Source organism: Chryseobacterium angstadtii (genome assembly GCF_001045465.1).
Classification (GTDB): domain Bacteria; phylum Bacteroidota; class Bacteroidia; order Flavobacteriales; family Weeksellaceae; genus Chryseobacterium; species Chryseobacterium angstadtii.
In genome coordinates this window covers 35,635-57,036 of record NZ_LFND01000009.1, presented here as the reverse complement: position 1 = coordinate 57,036, position 21,402 = coordinate 35,635, and the positions used below count along the sequence as shown (strand labels likewise).

Below are 21,402 nucleotides of genomic sequence, written 5' to 3'. Positions count from 1 at the left end.
ATTATGTCAGATATTAATATTAAGATCACCGATCGGGAAGGGGTAACCCATGATGTTGTAGCACCTACAGATATGTCTATGAACCTGATGGAGATCATCCGCTCTTATGAATTGGCGGAAGAGGGAACTATCGGAGTTTGTGGAGGAATGGCCATGTGCGCCTCATGTCAGGTATATGTAATTAATGATCCGGGTCTTGAGCCTATGGGAGATGAAGAAGATGCCATGCTGGCGGAAGCTTACCACGTAAAAGACAACAGCAGACTAGGCTGCCAGCTGCATATGATGGATTCCATGGAAGGTCTTGAAGTGGCAATTGCTCCTTATCCTTAAAACATATTAAATTTAATTAATATACAATCCTCCTGAAAATTATTTTTCAGGAGGATTTTTTTAAGAGAAGTTCAAGTCAAGCCAAATTCTATTAAAAAAGGAACCAACAGATAAAATCTGTTGATTCCAAAACACAAATGTGAAAAAAAATACGAGGACGAAATTTTATTTTTCAAACAGTTTTTTCCATTTGGAGATGGTATTTCTGCTCATCTTGAAATGTTGGGCAGTCTGCATATTATTTAAATTGTTTTTTATCTGATACTCTAAAATATAGTGTATTGTTTTTTTATTATAGGATCTATGTTTTTGGTTTTCTATGCTCCCATTGGTAATCGATCCAAAAATTATGGTATTAAGCTTTACAACCTCAAGGAAAGTAAGCTTGCTTTTTTTATTTAATATATCTCTGGTAAGAATTTCTTTTTCAGGATAATTCATCTGTATGATATCACGATAGATTCGTACATAATCGGGAGCTAAATTTTTCATATGTATAGGGAATTGATAAATAGTTGTATTGGTTAATTATACTTATCCAGCCATTTGTATAAAGTGGTTTTGGGTATTCTATATTCTTCTATTACCTGTATTTTAGTTTTTTTTCCAGATTTGATAAGCCCCAATATAAATTCTATAATTTCTTTGGTATAAAGATTTTTTCTGAATTGAGGTAAGGGTGAATGTAAATCCTTTTTTTCATTATTTACAAGAGAATGGGGTGAATATAATATCAGATGCTGGGAATAAATTCGAAAAAAGTCATACTCAAGCAATTTACTCCACTTCAGCAAAAGATCAGCTTCAAGGCTTTCGCATTCATACATGTGTTCAATTTCGTTTATTGAGCATTTAAAAAACGAGCATATTCTTGCAGAATCTAAATCCTGATTTTTTACAGCATTATTGATCATCTCTCCAATATGAATGTTTTTAAAATTATTTGTCATTTTTATTTTATAAGAATCTTAAAAGCAGCTGTAGAGGACATAAAAGAGAAACCTGTACAGACTGCTCATAAGAAATCTGGGTGAAATTAAATTATGATAAAACTAAAAACTATCGTTAAACTCCGCTTGCCCAGAACATCCATCTGTATACTCCGGCTCCGTTACTTACCAGTTTAAAATTAAGAGCTCTGAATGTTCGCAATTTTGTGTTGATAAAAGTAATTTTATTGCCAGTCCATGAAGAAATTAAGTTGGTATATGGACTTGTAGATCCAGAATCAAAAAGAAAAGAATTAGTAGCTACATCTGTAGCAGGCCTGCTTACACTGAATTCCTGTGTTAATCCTGTAGTAAATGAATCTGCAGCCCCTCCGGAAATATAAAATGATAGTTCTACACCTACTAGCTGATTGCTGGCTACAGGTAATGTTATGGTTGCTCCATGACTGAAAAAGTAGATGTCTTTAAGGTTAGCTCTTGTTACATTAGTAAGATCCAGATTTTGAAATCCACCTGTAGCAAATTGTACTGCACCAGTAATATCTGTTTCCTTACCGAAGGTTCCATCTGCTTTGGCTACTACTTTATAGGGATAATTGATAGGATCCCCGTCTGCCAGCCCTCTTACTCTGGCATTTCCATTTACATCCAGCTTTTCAGTTGCACCTGCACCTCTGTAAAGGCCGATCGAAAAATTTCCACTTGGTAAATTAGTACCAAAAAGAGTCAAATTAGGGTAAGTAGCATTATCATTTGTGTTTATATATCCAAAAAATGAATTCCCATTTTGTACAGAAAATTCATGTTTTACAACGCGCGCTCCGGATGGGGCACCTAAGTTTTCATAGTAGGCACCAATTCCTTCTGAATCAGAGGTGCTGGATCCTGAAATTACAAGCCCTGTACTTATATAAGAATTAGCCAGATTTGAAGTTACGCCTGACTGTCCGATAGATAAATTTTCTAAGGGATTATTGGTGAATATTCCAATTTTTCCTGTTTGATAAATATTTTGATTATTCCTTGTTGCTTTATTCGTAGTACCAGCGATTTGCCAAGGTTCTTCTCCTTTGGTTGCTACTTTTTCCCAGATATTGTTAGTAGCATCAAAATAATAATAACCGGAATCTGTAATGTTAATTCTTTGTGAAACATTATCACCTCCTGATACATCTGTTATGTAAATAAGGGTTCCGTTTTGACCAGCGCCATAAAGATTATTTCCTTTTGCAGTAAGTTCAGCTCTGGTAAGACGGGGAGCAGTGAGTCCATCCTTATCTGTAGCTCCTTTCTTTCCAACAATATCCAACGTGGCTTGTGGTAATGAGGTGTTTATTCCTACCTGTCCAAACAGCAGAGAACTTGCTGTAAGAGAAAACGCGAAAATAATGTTCTTTTTCATAAATAATTTTTTTTAATCAAAAATTAAGGGGTTGTGTATTTAGAATCTTCAAGATGTTTCACCTAATTATTAAAAGACCTGCTAATAAAATTGATCATTTATCTTTATTAGTCTTTAAGAACCCAAGCTAGCTAGCGTTGTTGGGGGTACAATGAAATATCTTGCTGGCAAATTTATAGGAAGGAAGTAGTAAAAGCAATACGCAAATAAACTCATATAGCTTCAAAATATCTTTATAATGGCTTTTTTGATGTTTTGAATGTTTTATAATAATGTTGTTTAGAAAAATGCCTTTTTTAATACAATAAAAAAGACAGATCATTATACTGATGATCTGTCTCAACTATGGATGAAAAAAAATAAGAATTCTGTTATAATCAAATGGTCACCTTCTCTGAAAACAGATTATTTACTTTTCTTATGTAACAAGAATATTTATCAGTTAATGTTGGAAATGATAATGTACAGATCATCCTGCCCTTTAAGCTGCATTTTCTTCCGGATCCGGTATCTTCTGCTTTCTACAGATCTTAATGTGGTATTCGTGTAGGTAGCGATCTGTTTCATATCGAATTTCATTTTGATTAAGGAACAGAAATTAATATCTGATAAATTCAGTTCAAAATGTTTTTCTTTTAATATGGTTTGAAAAGCTGGATAAGTTTTTTCAAACTCTATATAGAATGTATTGATATCTTCTTTGGCAAGATTGACCAATTTTTTATTATCCTCCGCATCACTTTCTGTAATAATCTTCTCTAAATAATTCTCGGAATAGTTTTGCTGTGGCTCTTCTAAAGAAATCAAAAGATTTCTTCGGCTTACTTTCTTTTTGTTGAAATAATAATATAAACTACTGGATCCTATTAGAATACCGATGGCTATAAAGTTATAGGGAATTTCCTGTTTAGAATTCATATTATGAATCTCCGTATTAATATTTGTGATAATTGTGGCATTATGTCCTTCTATTCTCAACTGTCGGAGCTGTTCATTCATATCTTTTGCTTTCCATGAATATTCCATTCCTTCCCGGAAATCATTCAATTCGCCATAGGAAGCCGAAATCATAGGGAATACGGTATACAGTTGATAGATCGCTTGGGATTTTTCTGCTTTATCAATTGCTTGTTTAAAATAATAAATTGCCTTCTGATGGTTTCTTTGTATGTTTTCAATAGCCCCTTTAGTGATAAGACAATCTACATTAAAATAATAATTGGGGTTTTTTGCGAGTAAACTGTCAGTAATAGCCAGGTAATAATTAGCTTTATTAAAGTTTCGGGATAATGCACATGACCAGTATAATGATTGCAGTGCATAAATTTGAGTAAATGTTTTTAACGGGTTATTATTCTTTATTTTAAGAGATTCTTTGTACGCTTGGGTTTTTAAGGCAATTACCTTATCCATATTGTCGCATAATCCTTCATTATCGAGATAAGAGTCGGCTGTCGCAACAAGGATATAAATGGTATTGATATGTTGGTCGTCTTTACTTTTTACAAGAGTATTGAACTCATTACATTTATCAATAAAGATTTTGATCTCGCTATTGTTATAATCAAGATGTGTCAAAACTTTCTGATAGATAAGCGTGAATCTGCAAAGCATATTGTAATCTTTCATTTTTTTGGCAAGACAGATCCCTTCATAAAGCTTTTTCAAGGTAACCCCATACTTATTCTCCATAAAATAAATACGGGATTGCTCAAATAAAGAAAACATAATGCTTTCCTGATCATTTTTATTTTTGGCCAGATAATATAATTCTGTACTATAGCGGAGAACATCTTTATGATTATCAAATATGTCTTTGTTATAATTGGCTAAAATTAATGTTTTCAAGCTGTCTCTATCTGTAACTTTAGCCCGCCCAAAACCCAGGAAGGGTAGAAATGTAAAAACAAACATTAATTTAACACTTAGGTTAAATCCCATACAAATAATTATTATTTTACAAAAATATCTTTTTAAGAGGAAAAAAAAGATACTCAAAATTGCGCAAATCAGTTTTTATACCTGTAAAATAGTTTCTTTTCTCAATTTAATTTAAGTGTTAAGATTTATATTGAGATATTTTTTACTAGTAAGAATTAGAAATTAAATAGGGTAACAAGTTCCTGATATAGCTGATTTAAATATTCTGAACTAGGTGAGCAGTTGTCGTTATCAATTTCTAAATATTGATCTTTGCGTATGGCATATACTAATATTCCTCCATCTGAGCATAGTGGTTCTACTTTGTAATCAGCTTTTTGCCAAAAATTATATTTTCTTATTAATGATGAGAATCTGTTAAATTGGTTATCCGTAAGTTTCTTTTCTTTTAAAACTTCACTTCGAGACTCCTGATACTCTCCCGTTTCCTGATTGTATACACTTTTGTAAATTTTTTTCTTTACAATCGTTTTTATATTCCGATTTTTTTCAATCCGTATGAGATAATCTTCCTTAAATGCAGACCATTTAAAAAATTGATAAATTACTTCATCATTTTTAAGCTTTGAGCTATTGATACATTTTAATGGCTTTTCTTTTAGATTTTTAATGAAGTATTGACAGAAGTCTTCATCTGTATTCTGAGAATACAAATTAGAAACTCCAAATATCAGTATTGAAAGTAGAAGAAATTTTTTTATAGTCTATATTTCATCCTTCGAAATCCATTTCCCCACCGTAGGCGCATCATAATTCCTCATTTTTTCTAAAAGCTCATCAATGCTTCTACTGATCAAAAGCATATCCCGGTTCACCTGCTTTAAAAATCCTTTATCAACCATGGTCTGAACCAATTTTATTAAATCATCATAAAACCCGTCAATATTCAAAATTCCGATTGGTTTTTTATGTAGTCCCAGCTGTGCCCAGGTGATCATTTCAAAAAACTCTTCCAGCGTTCCAAAGCCTCCGGGAAGAACAATGACGCCTTCACAGAGATCATTCATTTTTGTTTTTCTTTCGTGCATGGTTTCTACGAGGATGAGCTCAGTGAGGTTTTTATGAGCAATTTCTTTAGACTGCAGAAAGTGGGGGAGAACTCCCGTAACTTTTCCTCCTTCGTGTAAGGCTCCATCTGCAACAGCTCCCATCAGACCTGTGTCTGCGCCGCCGTAAATCAACTGTATGTGCTGTTTAGCTAATGTTTGGCCAAGCAGGAAAGCCTGTTCCCTATAAATATCATCTGCGCCGAAACTTGAGCCGCAGAATACGGTTATATTTTTCATTATAATCAATCTTTTTAAATGATTTTTGAACCATTAAGATGAATGAAGATATAAGTAGCTAAGATCAACATCGAAGAAATTTTTAAGGGTGAAGCATGTATTTTCTTAATTATCTTAACAGCTTAAATAAAATCTTAATGGTTTAAAAACGGTTCAAATTAAAAATATCCAAAATCATACGACTTTGGATATTCAATATAGTAATTTTATCTTCTTATTTTAAAGGAATATTCGCTAAAATATCTTTAGTGAAACTCCAGAATTTCTGTGCAGAAGGGATATTCGCTTTCTCGTCAGGTGAGTGTGCTCCTCTGATCGTTGGTCCGAAGCTTACCATTTCCATTTCAGGGTAATTGGCTCCGATGATACCACATTCCAGTCCTGCATGACACGCTACTACGTGAGGTTTTTCGCCAAACTTTTCCGTATAGATTTTTTCCATCAGCTGTACGATCTCAGAACCCGGTTTTGGTTTCCATCCCGGATAAGAACCACTGAATTCTACATTCATTCCTGCTAATTCTGCCACAGATTTTAACTGTTCTGCTACAGAATATTTAGATGAATCTACAGATGATCTGGTCAGGTTTAAAATTTTAAGCTCTCCACCTTTCAATTCCACTCTGGCTACATTGTTGGAAGCTTCTACAAGGTCTTTCACGTCCGGACTCATTCTGTAAACTCCATTGTGAAGAGATTTTAAAGTAAGAATGATCTTCTTTGAATCCTGCTCGGAAATAGCTTTATCAGAAGTTGTAGAGTTTTCAATATTGATGTGGATACCCGGTTCTACTGTAGCGAATTCTTCTAAAATTTCTTTTTTAAGAACCGTAGCCGCTTCAATAAATTCCTGAGCATTTCTCACAGAAACCAATGCTGCAGCTTCTCTTGGAATAGCATTTCTCAATCCGCCTCCATCAACAGAGATCAGTTGGATATTTTGTTTTTCAAGACCTTTGTAAAGAAGTCTGCCTAAAATAATATTGGAGTTTCCGAAACCTTTGTGGATATCCATTCCTGAATGTCCTCCCTGAAGGCCTTTCACTTCAATTCTTACAATCTGTCCGTTCGCTGCTTCTGTACCGTAATTTTGAGTAATGGTTACATCTACACCACCTGCACAACCGATATCGATCTCATCGTCTTCTTCTGTGTCAAGGTTCAACAGGATTTCTCCAGTCAGCTGTCCAGGTTTTAAGCCTAAAGCACCGGTCATTCCTGTCTCTTCATCAATGGTGAAAAGAGCTTCCATAGCAGGATGCGGAATATCTGAACTCTCAAGAATAGACATAATGGTTGCTACTCCTAATCCGTTATCAGCCCCTAAAGTGGTTCCTTTTGCTTTTACCCAGTCTCCGTCAACCTCCATTTTGATTCCTTCTGTATCGAAATCAAAATTGGTATCGCTGTTCTTCTGGCATACCATATCCAGATGTGACTGAATCACAATGGATTTACGGTTTTCCATACCCGCAGTAGCAGGTTTTCTGATGATCACATTTCCTACTTCATCTACAGTAGTTTCCAACCCTAAGTTTTCACCAAATCCTTTGATGAAAGCTATCACTCTTTCTTCTTTTTTAGAGGGTCTCGGAACAGCATTTAATTTGGAGAAGTTTTTCCAGATAATCTGCGGTTCTATATTAGATAATTCCATGAACTTTTATTTTTATCAAAATTACGAAATAAAAAATGCTTCCGTGAATCCGAAAGCATTTTTTATAAGGGGTACAGGGGTAAAACTTATTTTTTAGCCCTTTCGTTTTTCTAGCACCCACATTCCCCATAAATAGGCATCGTTTCTACACTGCCGTCCGGTTTTTCAATCGTCAGTGTACCTTCGAATAATAATGCCTCTTCATGTTTTATTTTTTTGCCTTTTACAGAGATCTTATAGTTGTCACTTTCAATCTCTTTGGTGAGCTCTTCATCCACTTCCATATCACTTGATGAGATCAGATTCATGGCTAGCCTTTTGCCGTCCAGTTTCATATAAGCTGTTTTTCCGGCATCGTCTGCATAAATGTATTTTTCTGCTTCAAAATCAGCCTTATTTCTGGCAAAATAGCATGAACATTCTTTGATCTCTTTCGGGAAAGGGATAATGTCCACCTGTACTTTTCCTGATGCTGCTTCTGTTTTTGCAGAATCTTTTACGATATTTAAAGAATCTGCTGAAGTTGAATTTTGAACGGTTTCCTTATCTTTTTTACAAGCAGTTAAGAGAAACGCTGAAAAGAAAATTATTAAATATTTCATTGTCTGCGGTTTTTATTTTTTAGCCTCTTGCTCTTTCCAGAAGAACCATCATCAATAATGATAAGATCACTAAACTTTCGTCTTCGTCATCTATATCAATTACTCTGTCAAGCTGGAATCTTCTTCCAAAGAATGAGGGCATTTTTTTTAGTTTAAAATATTCCTTTCCATCCATACCTTTTACCGTATAGGCGGGGTTGAGGAAATAACCTGTAAACATTCCAATAAGTGGAATCTCACTGACCATTCCATCAAAGAATTTTGTCCATGCATTATCTTCTGTTACGGTAAATTTGGTTTGATCGTTTGAATCCAGAATATCATAACTGGATTTCCAAAGTGAGCGCATCCCTTTTCTGGCCAGTCTTCCGTAGTTTTTGTTGTCAGTAAGATCATTTAAGGAATAAGAAGCATTGAAATCAATCCATTGATTGGCTCTGATTCTGAAAAGCTCCTTAGATTTGCTCTCATCATTAAAAACAATAACATCTTCCTTCAGTTTGAACATTTTCTGACGAACATAGGCCACATAGTTTCCGTTTCTGTCTGTAATATTGAAGTCACTCGATAAAGTTGAGATTTTGAATTTAAAATCTAGAGGATAGTTTAGATTTTTTAGGACCATTTAGTTTATTTTTTTCATATTAAACCTCAAAGATAAAGGTTTTTTTAGAATCGAGAGGGAAGATGTGAGATCGAAGATATGAGACATCAGATGTCAGATGTGGGATATAGCATCCGGTGGCTGAGGCACTCGAAGCCACCGGAGGAGATCTGTATTTCATTTAATGTTTCCGGAAATTGTACTGGTGGCTTCGAGTGCCTCAGCCACCAGATAGTAGTCATCGTATATTAGTCCTTCATTCAATATTTCCGTATTCACAATCCCGAATCCCGAAACACGCATCTCAAACACTCCGACTCTCAAACCCTCAAACCCCGAATCTCGCACCTCGAAACACACACCAATTCTCAACAATATTCCCTATTTTTGTACCTATGGATTACCCTAGCAAAGTTTTGGCAAAAGCCGTAGACGAAATTTCCGGGCTGCCCGGGATTGGCAGAAAAACAGCTTTGAGATTAGCATTGCATTTACTGAAACAGCCTAGTTCCAGAGCGGTAAGTCTTGGAAACTCACTCATCAATCTTGTTAATGAAATAAAATACTGCAAAGAATGTCACAACTTTTCAGATTTCGATATCTGTGAGATCTGCAGCAACGAAAAAAGGAGCAGTGAACTGATCTGTATTGTAGAAGATGTACGTGATGTAATTGCTATCGAAAATACAGGGAAATTTACAGGCAAGTATCTGATTTTAGGAGGAAAAATATCACCTATGGAAGGCGTTGGCCCCAATCAGCTTAATATTCCAAGTATTGAAAGAAAAGTAAATGAAGGAGGGGTCAAGGAATTTATTTTTGCATTGAGTGCTACTATGGAGGGCGATACAACTGCTTATTACATTTACAAGAAATTTAAAAACTTCAATGTTAATTTTTCAAGTATTGCGAGAGGAATTTCAGTAGGAGATGAGCTGGAATATGCAGACGAAGTATCTTTGGGACGATCTATTATCAACAGGTTACCCTACAACGAAAAAGATTAAATATGAAGCTGTCCATAATTATTGTTAATTATAATGTAGCCCAGTTGTTAAGAGACTGTCTTCTGTCTATCCGGAAATATGCAGGCGAAACACAGCATGAAGTCATCGTGATAGACAATGCATCTACAGATGCCTCCTGGGGAGATCTTATTCCGGAATTCCCGGAAGTACATTTTATAGCTTCTCAACATAATGACGGCTTTGCCATTGCCAATAATAAAGCCATAAAAGCTGCAACCGGAGAATATGTTCTCCTTTTGAATCCGGATACGGAACTGGAAGGATATTATATGAAGGAAATTCTGGATTTTGCGGATTCACAGCCGAACTTTGGCGGCTTGGGGGTAAGAATGCACGATGCAAAAGGTGTTTTTCTTCCCGAGAGTAAAAGATCTGTTCCGGATATGTTCAATTCTTTTGAAAAATTATTTACGACTTTTAAACGAAATACTTCAAAATCTTACTACAGAAGTGATATTGCTGAAGATGCTGTTGCTGAGGTAGAAGTGGTTACAGGAGCATTTCTGTTAGTTAAAAAAGATGTTTACGAAAAAATAGGAGGTCTCGATGAAACGTATTTTATGTACGGTGAAGATATCGACCTTTGTTATACATTATTGAGAAACGGTTACAAGAACTATTATTACGGGAAGGCTTCTCTTCTGCATCATAAAGGGGAGAGTACCATTAAAGATGAAGTGTATCTTGACCGTTTTTATGGGGCCATGCAGATCTTTATTGACAAATATTACAAAGAATCCAAGCCGGTGCAGTATTCCTTTTTAAAAACAGGATTAAAGCTTCGCCATAAGATTGAGAAGATCAAATTAAAATAAAAAAGCAGTTCAATTTGAACTGCTTTTGTCTTATATAAGATAGGTCTATTATTATTTAGCCGGAGCTGCCGGAGTTGTCTGAGCCGGAGTCGTTGTAGTAGCTGCCGGAGTAGATTGTTTAGCCGGAGCTTCTTTCTTTACAGGCTGCTGCGTCGGAGCTGCTACTGTAGGTTTACCAGTGATCACAACGCTTATAAGGATAAGAACGATGATTACTGCTCCAAGAGTCCATGTTGCTTTTTCCATGAAGTCATTGGTTCTCTGTACTCCGAACTGTGCAGATGATGCACCCCCGAAAGTACTGGAAAGGCCTCCTCCTTTTGGATTTTGAGCCATAACAATGATTACCAGTAAGATGCTGGCGATCATAATAAGAACCATCAATAGTATAAATATAGTATCCATTAATTTTGATATCTTTTTGAATGGGCAAATTTAATCTTTTTTTACCGAATGGCAAAGAAGATCGTGGTAAATGTTATTAAAAATAAAAACGACAGCGTCTGCTGCCGTTTTTTCTATAATAAAAGACTCTTCTCTTATTTAAAATCAGAATCTTTAGCCTGGTTCAGCTGATAAGACTGTACAGTCAGGTTAATATCCATTCCACCCATATTCTGGATAATGGTAAATGGAAGTTTTACCCCTGAAACGTCTTTGTAATCTGCAAAGCTTGTAGGGATTGAGCCTCCTTCGCCAGATTTCGTTTCACCTGTTTTAAGCCCTGTTTTTACACTGTAATAATAAGTTTCTTTAGGCCCTTTTACCACATAAGAATCTTCGTTGTTGTACTTTTCAATTCCGGTTACTTTGTACTCTGTAGATTTTGCAAAAGTAAGTTCCGGGAAGATTTCAGGGTTCACCATATCGGCTTTCTGCTTGTCAGTTAAAGGAATTTTCTGACCTTGTGCTTCTACGCGCCCGTCTTTACCATCGAAAACAATTTTCTGTAAAGTATTACCCATCATTTTCATATCCATCAGCATTTTTCCGCCCTTAGCCTGAACCAGTTTCATGTTCATTTCCATTCCCTGAACTTTGGTTGTAGCATCCATGCTCACAGAAGTTACTTTCTGAACGGCTGCCAGACCTCCGATGGCATTGATATATTTGTCCGCAACAGAAGCGGTAGTTACGGCTGCATCTACTTTTTGTGCGGCTGCTTTAACAACAGGATTGGCTTCTTTATCGAAATATTTTACAGGATATCCCAGTTTTTCCAAACCTTCAGAAATATCGGAAGCTTTACCGGCAATGAAAATTCTGCTTTGGTTAGGAAGAATAGTAGCTTTCACTGCATTGGAAATATCAGCGGCAGTTACTTTATCAATTGATTTTAAGTAATTGGTATAAAAATCAGAAGGAAGATCCTGAACTTTTTGATTCAGAGCGAATTTTGCAATCGTTTCCGGTTTTTCCAAAGACATAATGAAAGAACCTTTCAGCTTGGCCTTGGCATTTTCCAGCTCTTCAGGCTTTACAGAAGAAATAGCATTAAGCTCATTCATGAATTCCTTAACAGCCTTATCGGTAACCTCATTTCTTACACTGGCATCAGCTGAGAATTCTGAAGAATACTTATCGGCACTCATGCTGGAATAAGCTCCATACGTGAATCCGTTTTTCTCACGAAGATTCATGAAAAGTCTTGCTTCACCGCCACCACCTAAAATGTAGTTGGCCATAGTAGCTGCAAAATAATTAGGATCCTTCATTTTAAGATTGTTCAGGTTGCTTACTGAAACCACAGACTGTACAGCTGAAGGAACATCCACTACATTAATCTCTGTTTTGGCTACATTGGAAGCCGGCTCCAGAGCTGTTGCAGGGGTATTGGCTTTTTTCCATCCGCTGAAAGCTTTTTCAACCAATGGTTTTATCTGATCAAATTTTACATCTCCTACAATAACCAGATAAGCATTGTCCGGAGCGTAATACTTTTTATAAATATTCTGTACGTCGGCTAATTGGATTTTGTTGATAGATTCCTCAGTTTCAAATTCACCTCTTGCTGTATTTTTACCGTACATTAAGGCATTAGAAACTTTTGAAGCAATAGCGGAAGCATTTTTCTCTCCGGATTTTAATCCTTCTAAAGCTCTTTCTTTTGAATTTTGAATTTCTTCCGCAGAGAATTTAGGATTAATGATAGCGTCTGCCATTAAACCCAATACTTCAGGGAAATATTTGGAAAGAGAATTAGCAAAAGCACCGTTTGAAGAAAAACTCAGATTAGCACCCAGATAATCTACTTTTTTGTTGAAATCATCCTTGCTTAAATTAGTTGTTCCGTTTTCGAACTGTTCTGCCATGACAGAGCTTACTCCGGTTACTCCTCCTTCGTTAAATGGAGGTCTGTCCATAGATAGAGTGGTATTTACTCTTGGTAATTTATTGTTTTCCACAACCATTACCGTAAGACCGTTGCTCAGTTGGAAAGTTTTAGGTTTTGCAATGTTGATCGCAGGAGTTGGTCCCGGCTTTGGCATTGCGTTAAGATCTATTTTTTGTGCTGAAATCGTTCCTGCGAAAAAAAACGCTGCAGCTATATATGTTAATTGCTTTTTCATTTGTAAAAATTTAATTTTAATAATCATTTTTTAAACCTGAAGTTTTTAAATGATTACTTTTTTTCAGGAACGTAATTAATAATCACTCTTTGATTGGAGTTCAGGTATTTTTTCGCTGCGTTCTGCAGATCCTGTCTTGTGATAGATCTGTAGATGTCTATTTCCTTGTTGATTAAATTGGTATTACCCATCAATACATGGTTGGTAGCCAATGAAGCAGCAATTCCCTGAATACTTGAATTGGCATTCACAAACTGATTCTCATACTGGTTCTGAAGCTTCTGATAATCCTCTTCAGAGATCAGAGTTGTTTGTAGCTTTTTGATTTCTGCATCAATGTCAGTCTGTAAAGTCTGTTTCGTTGTTTGTCCCATCGGGATAGCAAAAAAGGCAAAAATACTGTAATCTTCAAGCCCCTGGTTGAAAGCCTGTACAGCAAGCGCTTTTTTATCCTGATCTACCAGTTTTTTGTATAAAACAGAAGATTTACCATTGCTCAGATAAGAAGAAAGCATATCCAGAACATAGGCATCTTTTTCTTTATTAGCAGGAGTTCTGTAAGCAAAAATATAAGCAGGAAGCTGGATATTCGGATCTGTAGCCGTTACTTCTTTTTCCTGAGTGATTGGAGCATCTTTCGGGAAATCTTTCGGATAAAGAGTTCCTTTCTGAATTCCTCCATAATATTCCTGAATCCATTTTTTGGTCTGCTCAGGCTTGATGTCTCCTGCAACCACTAATGTCGCGTTGTTCGGAACATAATATTTTTTATAGAAAGCCTGGAATTCTTCAAGCTTTGCAGAATTAAGATCTTCCATAGAACCGATCGTAGGCCAGTTGTACGGGTGATTGGTAAACAGATTCTTCTGAATGGTTGGGAAAAGATTTCCATAAGGCTGGTTGTCCATTCTTAATCTTTTCTCTTCTTTTACAACTTCTCTCTGGGTATCTACTCCCACTTGATTGATGACAGCATGACGCATTCTTTCAGCTTCCATCCAAAGACCAAGCTGCTCGTTGTTGGAAGGGAATGTTTCGTAGTAATACGTTCTGTCATTCGTAGTGTTCGCGTTGTTCTGTCCTCCGTTTGAAGAAACGATTTTAAACCATTCACCTCTTTTGATGTTGGGGGTTCCTTCAAATAAAAGATGCTCGAAGAAGTGGGCAAAACCCGTTCTTCCTTTTACTTCATCCTTCGCACCTACATGGTACATAACGCCGGTGGTGACTACAGGTGCAGAATTATCCTGATGAAGAATTACGTGAAGGCCGTTTGGCAGGTCATATTCTTCGAATTTAATTTGCTGTGCATTCAGAACCATTCCGAAAAAAGATGCTGCCGCAACAGAAAGAAGTCGCTTTTTCATAAAGTAGAAATTGTTTTGCATCAATTAGTAGCAAAAACACAGTATTTGTTACATAATTACTCTACTTTTTTGTTCATTTGTAAAACTATTGAGCCCCAACATGAGAATTTATTATACTTTACTTTTTCTTTTTTCCTTTTTAATGATGCAGGCACAGGAAGCCGTTGATCAGGAAGGATTAAAGAAATGCAGAAAAGAATTGAACAAAAAGACCTGTCTTTCTGATGAAGACGGGGATGAAATTCTTTTTTATCTGGATAAGTGCCCTAAGGAGAAAGGTCCTGTTGAAAATAGTGGCTGTCCCTGGCCGGATGAAGATAAGGATGGCATTATGGATAAGGATGATCAATGCCGGGATGTAGCCGGACCCGCTGAAAATAATGGCTGTCCGTGGCTTGATACAGACGGAGACGGAATTTTGGATAAAGATGATGCATGTCCTACGCAGCCGGGAATGGCAGAAAATCAGGGCTGTCCTTTACGTAACAGAGACTGCGGAAACCTGTATGAAATAGAAAAAATACGTTACGAAAAGGATGTTGAACAGCTCAGTGAAATGAATTTCAATAGTCTTTTTGATGTGATCTGCGAAGATCCGGATTTTAAAGCATTCTTTTTAAAACCTAAAAAAATTCTTTTTCTGCGAAAATCCAGGAATAGTCGCGGACCTGAATGTGGAAATGATGCTTATTATAACTGTAAACACTATGAAAAAGAAATAGGTCCGGAGATTTTTAATAAACTTTGGAGCAAGAGTAATTTTGCCAAATTCAGAAAGAAAACTGGAAACGGGATTATTATTCCTATATCGGCTCCGTTTGGTGGTGGAGAATTCTTTTTTGGCTGGGAAAATGATGAAAATAATTTTTTCGTGACTACGGGAGACACACCTTTTTACAAAGGAAAAATCATTGATGACGGACAGGAAAATAGTTTTTATTACGTTTCACCACAAAAGCCTGCAAAAGAATTGTCTTTAACCAGAAAGGATAATAAATTCACTGATCTTCAAGAGTTCATTTTTGGAATTTCTGTGGCGGCAAAATATGATAAGGATTTAAAATTAGGGTTCCTTGTTATGCTTAGTTTCTCAAATCCTAAATCCGGATACTTTTCACAACCTGTGAAATATTATCAATACGAAAGCGGAAAATGGACAGTGACGAAGAATTTTAATGACTAAGGCCTGCCTGATCCTGCAGAAAAGACATCTCCATATTTTACTTCCTATAAATTAGGCTCATAATTTGAATTCTCCTCCGAATACATTATTTTTGTGTTCCCAAAATTTTTTGCAGTATGGATTATCTGAAAGGACTCAATGAACCACAATATGAAGCCGTTACTTCTATACAAGGACCTTTAATGGTGCTTGCAGGAGCCGGTTCCGGAAAAACACGTGTGCTTACCATGCGTATTGCCCACCTGATCCACAACGGAATTGACCCTTTCAATATTCTGGCCCTGACGTTTACCAATAAAGCCGCCCGCGAAATGAAAGACCGTATCGCTAAAGTGGTGGGAGACAGCAATGCAAGAAGCTTATGGATGGGAACTTTTCACTCAGTCTTTGCAAGAATCCTGAGAATTGAAGCACATTATCTGGGCTATCCTTCCAATTTTACCATCTATGATATGCAGGATGCCCTGAATGTTATCAGAAAAGTATTGAAAGATATGAACCTCGATGCCGATCTTTATAAACCTAAAAAAGTTCAGGCAAGAATTTCAACTTACAAGAACAACCTGATTACCGTAAAAGCCTATTTCAACAATCCTGAACTTATGGAAGCTGATGAAAAAGCAAATATGAAATTCATCGGGCAAATTTACCAGAAATATGTGGAAGCCTGTTTCAAAAACGGAGCCATGGATTTTGATGATTTATTGCTGAAAACCAATGAATTATTGACCCGTTTCCCGGAAGTATTGGCGAAATATCAGGACCGGTTCAGGTACATCATGGTAGATGAGTACCAGGATACCAACCATTCACAATACCTTATTGTAAAAGCATTAGCTTCAAAATTTGAAAACATCTGTGTGGTAGGAGACGACGCGCAGTCTATCTATTCCTTCCGTGGAGCCAATATTTACAATATCTTAAACTTTAAAAAAGATTATCCTGATGCCATAACGGTTTCTCTTGAACAAAATTACCGTTCGACTCAGAATATTGTGAATGCAGCCAATGTGGTGATTGCAAAAAACCTTCAGCAGTTTAAGAAAAATGTTTTCAGTGATAATGAAGAAGGGGATAAGATCAAAATTTACCGCTCACTTTCCGATGCGGATGAAGCCAATTTTGTGGCCGGAAATATCTGGGAACTCAGAAATACCGAGCAGAGAAAATACAGTGATTTTGCCATTTTATACAGAACCAACTCTCAGACCAGAGCATTTGAAGATGCGCTGAGACGTAAAAATATTCCGTACAAGGTTTACGGTGGGCTTTCTTTCTATCAGAGAAAAGAAGTAAAAGACCTTATTGCTTATCTGCGTTTACTGGTCAATGAAAATGATTCGGAAGCGTTAATGAGAATTATCAATTATCCGGCAAGAGGGATTGGAGAGACCACTCAGAACAAACTGATTGTATTTGCAGATTCCCACAATCTGACTATTTCTCAGGTGCTGAGTAATATCCCGATGTATGCTCCTCAGTTAGGACTGAATAATGGTGTTTTAACCAAATTGAATGACTTCTGGTCCATGATCAAAGCATTCCAGGTATTGCTGAAAACCGATACGGTTTACAGTGTGGCCATGGAAGTTGCAAAACGAAGCGGACTGATCAAGTTCCTGAAAGATGACCAGACTCCGGAAGGAATTTCCCGTGTGGAAAACGTTCAGGAATTGATGAACTCTATGCAGGGATTCATTGAGGAACAGATCCAGCTGGAAGACGGAGATCCGAGCCTTCCGAATTTCCTGGAGAATATTGCTCTTTCTGCAGATACCCAGGATAAAGATACGGAGGAAGATATGGTTTCGTTAATGACCATTCACCTTTCAAAAGGTCTTGAATTCCCGGTGGTACACCTAGTAGGGCTTGAAGAAAACCTTTTCCCGAGCTTTATGAGTTCTGCAACCAGAGAAGATCTGGAAGAAGAAAGACGTCTTTTTTATGTGGCGCTCACAAGAGCTGAAAAGAAAGTATTTTTCTCTTATGCCGTTTCCCGTTTTCAGTGGGGAAAAATTACGGATGCGGAACCTTCAAGATTTTTAAGTGAAATTGATGAAGAATATATTGAATTTTTGAATCCGGTTCTGGAAAAAAGATTTATCAATAATACCGGAATCAAATCCAATATTTTTGATGAACATCCTTCGGAACAAAGGTCTTTCAGAAAGGTTGAAAAGAAAACGATTGACAGAGGAGATAATTCTCAACCTGCACCGGAAGTAAGAAAACTAAAGCCGGTAAGTACCGCAAAAATCATCAATCCAAGCGGAGCTTCTTCTCAGGATATTGAAGTAGGAGACAAAGTAAGACACGACCGTTTCGGGATCGGGGAAGTTTCTTTCCTGGACGGAACAGATCCGCAGAATATCAAAGCGAAAGTAATTTTCGTTCATGAAGGAGAGAAAAACCTTATCCTGAAATACGCTAAGCTTACGAAAATATAACAGATTATTTTCAGCGGAGAAAGCTGATGATACTACTTTTAAAACGGATTCCATTTTTGGGCTCCGTTTTTTTTATTGAAATATTGAAACACAAATTTCACAAATGTTTTTCACGAATAACACGAATATCTTTCACTTTCCTAGTGGCATTTTTGGAAAATATTAGTGTCATTCGTGTTAAAAAAAATAACCTCTCAAAATACCAACAGCAAGAATACATTTTACGCATTTGTGTCATTTGTGAAAGTATTCTTGCTATTCGTGTTTAAAAACGCAATAGACGAAAACTATCTTAAATTTTCATAAAACAAAAGTCTATTGATTTTGTAGACTAATAAATTTACTTTACATTTGCCACTCAAAAAAACATAAACTATAAATTGATGTAAGGGTATGAAAAATAAAAAGACTATTTTATCCGCTTCTGTTTTATTTTTCCTCGGAACCTATGCTTCCGGTCAGGAAAAAGTAAAAGACAGCGTAAAAACCAATAATGTAGAAGAAGTTGTGGTATTAGGCTCAAGAGCCGGTGCCCGATCCAAAATAGACAGCCCGGTTCCTGTGGATGTCTTCAATATAAAAGAATCTTCGGTGGTGCTTCCTCAATCCAGTATAGGACAGATTTTGAATGCGGTAGCGCCTTCATTTACTTCCACGATTCAGACGAATTCAGACGGGACAGATCACCTGGATCCTGCACAGCTGAGAGGGCTGGGACCGGATCAGGTATTGGTTTTGGTGAACGGAAAAAGAAGACATACCTCTGCATTGGTCAATGTAAACGGAACTCCCGGAAGAGGAACGGTAGGAACGGATTTGAACTCGATTCCTTCGTTTGCTTTAAACAGAATTGAGGTTTTGCGTGATGGTGCTTCAGCTCAGTACGGCTCAGACGCTATTGCAGGCGTGATCAATTTAGAACTTAAAAAAGATATCGGAAAATTAACGGGACAGGTAAGCTACGGCGGAAATCTGACTCCGGCAGCCAATGATCATACCGGAAATTTTGACGGACAGAATATCCAGATCGACCTTAATTACGGAAACAAAATCGGAAATAAGGGCGGTTTTTATAATATTACCTGGTCTTCACAGTTCAGAAACCCAACTTCAAGAGCCGGAACCGAAAGCGGATCTATTTATAATGCCTATAATGCTATCGAAAGAAGAGCTCTGAATGATGGAGTGAACCTTTCTTCTCTTTTTTCGAATATCAATAATGTACCCAATTCCCAACAGCTTGTTAATTATATTCACCAGTATGCACAAGGGGTAAGTTATTTTTCTCAGGATCTTCAGAATCAGATTCAGGGGGCCAATACCATCAGTGCTCTGCAAGGGCTTTTGAAAGGAGATTTTACAGATCAGGAATTGGCTTACAGAGGGCAGAACAGAAAAGATTTCAATATGCAGGTAGGGCAGTCTAAACTGAACAATCATCAGCTTTTTGCCAACATTGAAGTTCCGATTAATGATAACTGGAAAGTATATTCTTTCGGTGGCTACAGCTTCAGACATGGAACTTCCGGAGGATTTTACAGAAAACCTAATCAGAGCAGAACGTTTACTGGGATTTATTCAGACGGTTATCTACCTCAGATTGGTACAGATATTCAGGATTTATCACTTTCTGCAGGGATTAAAGGAGATTGGGACGGCTGGAATATTGATTTCAGTAATACTTTCGGGCAGAATTCATTCAATTATAATATTCAGGATACAGGGAACACTTCACTGCGTTTTGCATCACCGAATGAGTTTAATGCGGGAGGTTTAAGGTTTTCACAGAACACCATTAATTTAGATTTCTCTAAAAAATATGATGTGTGGAATGGAATCAACGTAGCATTCGGAGCAGAACACCGTTATGAAAATTTCAAAATAACACAGGGTGATGCAGCTTCCTATACCACTTATGATGCCGCAGGAAGCGTATGGAATAATACAAGTCCGAGAGCAACGGATTTCTTTGGGAATGCACTTCCTGGAGGTTCACAGGTTTTCGGAGGATTTAAACCTGCGAATGCAATAGATAAAAACAGACAGGCAGTAGCTGCTTATGCAGATGTAGAATTCAATTTTACTAACTGGTTATTGGTAGATGCAGCGGCGAGGTATGAAAATTATTCAGATTTCGGGTCTACGTTCAATTATAAACTGGCTTCAAGAATCAAAGTAACTCCCGATTTTAATGTGAGACTGGCAGGTTCTACAGGGTTCAGAGCGCCTTCTATTCATCAGATTTATTATAATGTAACTTCTACACTGTTCACCAACAATCAGCTTCTGGAAGTGGGAACATTCAGTAATGATTCAGAAATTGCAGCAGAACTGGGAATTCCTAAACTGAAGCAGGAAACTTCAAAATCCGCCAGCTTAGGATTTACCTACAGAATTCCTTCCGCAGGGCTTACCTTTACGGCTGATGGGTATTTTACAAGAATCAACAACAGGATTATCCTTACAGACCAGTTCCTGCGGGCTGATGTACCTTTAGCCGCACAGATTAAATTTGATAATCAGGATATTAATGGAGCCCAATTCTTTACCAATGCCATTGACACGGAAACAAAAGGAATCGACCTTGTGATCTCTCACAATGCAAGATTTTCAGGTTTCAAACTGGATAACAGTTTTGCGGCGAATATAAGCGAGACCAGAAAAGTAGGAGATATCCACTCTTCAGGATTATTGCAGTCCCCGAGTCTTGAAAAAATCTATTTTTCTGAAAAATCAAGAGTGTATCTGGAAGAAGCTGTTCCAAGAGTAAAAGCAAGTTTATCACACACACTTTCATGGAAAAAAGCAAGTGTTTATTTGAGAAATACCTATTTCGGAAAGGTAACGGGTGCAGATGTGATTGATGCCAATGGTGACGGAATCATCGGATTCAATGAGCACCAGCAGATTGGAGACAAAATTATTACCGATCTATCATTAGCTTACCAGTTTACAAAAAATATAGGGTTAACGGTAGGCGTAAATAACCTCTTTGATATTTATCCTGATAAAAACCTTACAGCTTCTACGAATAATGACCAGTTTATTTACTCGCGTTCCACATCACAGTTCGGGCAGAACGGAAGGTATGTGTTTTCACGACTCAATTTTAATTTTTAAATGATACCAAAAGCGGATTCAAAAATTTGAATCCGCTTTTTATATTTTATACCTGGTGGCTTCGAGGGCCTCAGCCACAAGGTATTTGTCATTCATT

17 protein-coding genes and 1 pseudogene are annotated in these 21,402 nt (G+C 36.9%); 6 read left to right on the top strand and 12 right to left on the bottom strand.

Annotation, left to right across the window (positions count from 1 at the left end; all coding sequences use genetic code 11):
- The first annotated feature begins 3 nt into the window (after positions 1 to 3).
- Positions 4 to 333: a 2Fe-2S iron-sulfur cluster-binding family protein gene (locus tag ACM46_RS22375; RefSeq protein WP_048508895.1), complete on the top strand. Its 330-nt coding sequence runs from the start codon at positions 4 to 6 to the stop codon at positions 331 to 333.
- Between the two features lie 165 nt (positions 334 to 498).
- On the opposite strand, the gene ACM46_RS22370 is transcribed toward ACM46_RS22375, so the two are convergent.
- The 9 genes from ACM46_RS22370 to ACM46_RS22330 form a co-directional block, all read right to left on the bottom strand.
- Positions 499 to 825 carry a hypothetical protein gene (locus tag ACM46_RS22370; protein ID WP_048508894.1) on the bottom strand — a complete coding sequence of 109 codons (327 nt, stop codon included), beginning with the start codon at positions 823 to 825 and terminating at the stop codon, positions 499 to 501.
- Positions 826 to 857: 32 nt separating this feature from the next.
- Positions 858 to 1,283, bottom strand: a complete 426-nt coding sequence (locus ACM46_RS22365; RefSeq protein ID WP_048508893.1) for a transposase — start codon at positions 1,281 to 1,283, stop codon at positions 858 to 860.
- 115 nt (positions 1,284 to 1,398) lie between these two features.
- A complete protein-coding gene (locus tag ACM46_RS22360) occupies positions 1,399 to 2,685 on the bottom strand; it encodes a hypothetical protein (protein WP_048508892.1) in 1,287 nt (428 codons plus the stop codon).
- A gap of 438 nt (positions 2,686 to 3,123) precedes the next feature.
- Positions 3,124 to 4,599 (bottom strand): helix-turn-helix transcriptional regulator, encoded by a 1,476-nt coding sequence (locus ACM46_RS22355; RefSeq protein ID WP_048508891.1) that lies wholly within the window; start codon positions 4,597 to 4,599, stop codon positions 3,124 to 3,126.
- Positions 4,600 to 4,781: 182 nt separating this feature from the next.
- Positions 4,782 to 5,279 (bottom strand): hypothetical protein, encoded by a 498-nt coding sequence (locus ACM46_RS22350; protein WP_048508890.1) that lies wholly within the window; start codon positions 5,277 to 5,279, stop codon positions 4,782 to 4,784.
- Positions 5,280 to 5,330: 51 nt separating this feature from the next.
- Entirely contained in the window at positions 5,331 to 5,912 is a 582-nt protein-coding gene (locus tag ACM46_RS22345; protein ID WP_048508889.1) for an LOG family protein, read from the bottom strand.
- Between the two features lie 214 nt (positions 5,913 to 6,126).
- Positions 6,127 to 7,569 carry an aminoacyl-histidine dipeptidase gene (locus ACM46_RS22340; RefSeq protein ID WP_048508888.1) on the bottom strand — a complete coding sequence of 481 codons (1,443 nt, stop codon included), beginning with the start codon at positions 7,567 to 7,569 and terminating at the stop codon, positions 6,127 to 6,129.
- A gap of 110 nt (positions 7,570 to 7,679) precedes the next feature.
- Positions 7,680 to 8,171 (bottom strand): hypothetical protein, encoded by a 492-nt coding sequence (locus ACM46_RS22335; protein WP_048508887.1) that lies wholly within the window; start codon positions 8,169 to 8,171, stop codon positions 7,680 to 7,682.
- A gap of 19 nt (positions 8,172 to 8,190) precedes the next feature.
- A complete protein-coding gene (locus ACM46_RS22330) occupies positions 8,191 to 8,796 on the bottom strand; it encodes an LURP-one-related family protein (protein ID WP_048508886.1) in 606 nt (201 codons plus the stop codon).
- A 374-nt stretch (positions 8,797 to 9,170) separates the two neighbouring features.
- On the opposite strand from ACM46_RS22330, the gene recR reads away from it, so the two are divergent.
- Both recR and ACM46_RS22315 read left to right on the top strand, forming a co-directional pair.
- On the top strand, positions 9,171 to 9,782 hold the full coding sequence (recR, locus tag ACM46_RS22320) for a recombination mediator RecR (RefSeq protein ID WP_048508884.1): 612 nt from the start codon (positions 9,171 to 9,173) through the stop codon (positions 9,780 to 9,782).
- Between the two features lie 2 nt (positions 9,783 to 9,784).
- Positions 9,785 to 10,618: a glycosyltransferase family 2 protein gene (locus ACM46_RS22315; protein WP_048508883.1), complete on the top strand. Its 834-nt coding sequence runs from the start codon at positions 9,785 to 9,787 to the stop codon at positions 10,616 to 10,618.
- A gap of 51 nt (positions 10,619 to 10,669) precedes the next feature.
- On the opposite strand, the gene secG is transcribed toward ACM46_RS22315, so the two are convergent.
- From secG to ACM46_RS22300, 3 genes are all read right to left on the bottom strand, one after another.
- Positions 10,670 to 11,023 carry a preprotein translocase subunit SecG gene (gene secG, locus ACM46_RS22310; RefSeq protein WP_048508882.1) on the bottom strand — a complete coding sequence of 118 codons (354 nt, stop codon included), beginning with the start codon at positions 11,021 to 11,023 and terminating at the stop codon, positions 10,670 to 10,672.
- 134 nt (positions 11,024 to 11,157) lie between these two features.
- The gene (locus tag ACM46_RS22305) at positions 11,158 to 13,188 is read right to left on the bottom strand and encodes a M16 family metallopeptidase (protein WP_048508949.1); all 2,031 of its coding nucleotides are present in this window, start codon (positions 13,186 to 13,188) and stop codon (positions 11,158 to 11,160) included.
- A gap of 53 nt (positions 13,189 to 13,241) precedes the next feature.
- The gene (locus tag ACM46_RS22300; RefSeq protein ID WP_048508881.1) at positions 13,242 to 14,555 is read right to left on the bottom strand and encodes a M16 family metallopeptidase; all 1,314 of its coding nucleotides are present in this window, start codon (positions 14,553 to 14,555) and stop codon (positions 13,242 to 13,244) included.
- 223 nt (positions 14,556 to 14,778) lie between these two features.
- Between ACM46_RS22300 and ACM46_RS23755 the strand changes: the two are divergent.
- The 3 genes and pseudogenes from ACM46_RS23755 to ACM46_RS22285 all read left to right on the top strand — a co-directional run.
- Positions 14,779 to 15,033, top strand: a pseudogene (locus ACM46_RS23755) (thrombospondin type 3 repeat-containing protein); the annotation flags it as partial.
- A gap of 821 nt (positions 15,034 to 15,854) precedes the next feature.
- Entirely contained in the window at positions 15,855 to 18,185 is a 2,331-nt protein-coding gene (locus ACM46_RS22290) for an ATP-dependent helicase (protein WP_048508879.1), read from the top strand.
- A 393-nt stretch (positions 18,186 to 18,578) separates the two neighbouring features.
- Positions 18,579 to 21,305 carry a TonB-dependent receptor plug domain-containing protein gene (locus ACM46_RS22285; RefSeq protein WP_048508878.1) on the top strand — a complete coding sequence of 909 codons (2,727 nt, stop codon included), beginning with the start codon at positions 18,579 to 18,581 and terminating at the stop codon, positions 21,303 to 21,305.
- Positions 21,306 to 21,402 lie beyond the last annotated feature (97 nt).

Bases quoted from the DNA above. Each gene is read 5' to 3' on its own strand.
- secG (WP_048508882.1), bottom strand. From the start codon at position 11,023: ATGGATACTATATTTATACTATTGATGGTTCTTATTATGATCGCCAGC.
- ACM46_RS22365 (WP_048508893.1), bottom strand. From the start codon at position 1,283: ATGACAAATAATTTTAAAAACATTCATATTGGAGAGATGATCAATAAT.
- ACM46_RS22330 (WP_048508886.1), bottom strand. From the start codon at position 8,796: ATGGTCCTAAAAAATCTAAACTATCCTCTAGATTTTAAATTCAAAATC.
- ACM46_RS22305 (WP_048508949.1), bottom strand. From the start codon at position 13,188: ATGAAAAAGCAATTAACATATATAGCTGCAGCGTTTTTTTTCGCAGGA.
- ACM46_RS22290 (WP_048508879.1), top strand. From the start codon at position 15,855: ATGGATTATCTGAAAGGACTCAATGAACCACAATATGAAGCCGTTACT.
- ACM46_RS22360 (WP_048508892.1), bottom strand. From the start codon at position 2,685: ATGAAAAAGAACATTATTTTCGCGTTTTCTCTTACAGCAAGTTCTCTG.
- ACM46_RS22370 (WP_048508894.1), bottom strand. From the start codon at position 825: ATGAAAAATTTAGCTCCCGATTATGTACGAATCTATCGTGATATCATA.
- ACM46_RS22355 (WP_048508891.1), bottom strand. From the start codon at position 4,599: ATGTTTGTTTTTACATTTCTACCCTTCCTGGGTTTTGGGCGGGCTAAA.
- recR (WP_048508884.1), top strand. From the start codon at position 9,171: ATGGATTACCCTAGCAAAGTTTTGGCAAAAGCCGTAGACGAAATTTCC.
- ACM46_RS22315 (WP_048508883.1), top strand. From the start codon at position 9,785: ATGAAGCTGTCCATAATTATTGTTAATTATAATGTAGCCCAGTTGTTA.
- ACM46_RS22375 (WP_048508895.1), top strand. From the start codon at position 4: ATGTCAGATATTAATATTAAGATCACCGATCGGGAAGGGGTAACCCAT.
- ACM46_RS22340 (WP_048508888.1), bottom strand. From the start codon at position 7,569: ATGGAATTATCTAATATAGAACCGCAGATTATCTGGAAAAACTTCTCC.
- ACM46_RS22300 (WP_048508881.1), bottom strand. From the start codon at position 14,555: ATGAAAAAGCGACTTCTTTCTGTTGCGGCAGCATCTTTTTTCGGAATG.
- ACM46_RS22345 (WP_048508889.1), bottom strand. From the start codon at position 5,912: ATGAAAAATATAACCGTATTCTGCGGCTCAAGTTTCGGCGCAGATGAT.
- ACM46_RS22285 (WP_048508878.1), top strand. From the start codon at position 18,579: ATGAAAAATAAAAAGACTATTTTATCCGCTTCTGTTTTATTTTTCCTC.
- ACM46_RS22335 (WP_048508887.1), bottom strand. From the start codon at position 8,171: ATGAAATATTTAATAATTTTCTTTTCAGCGTTTCTCTTAACTGCTTGT.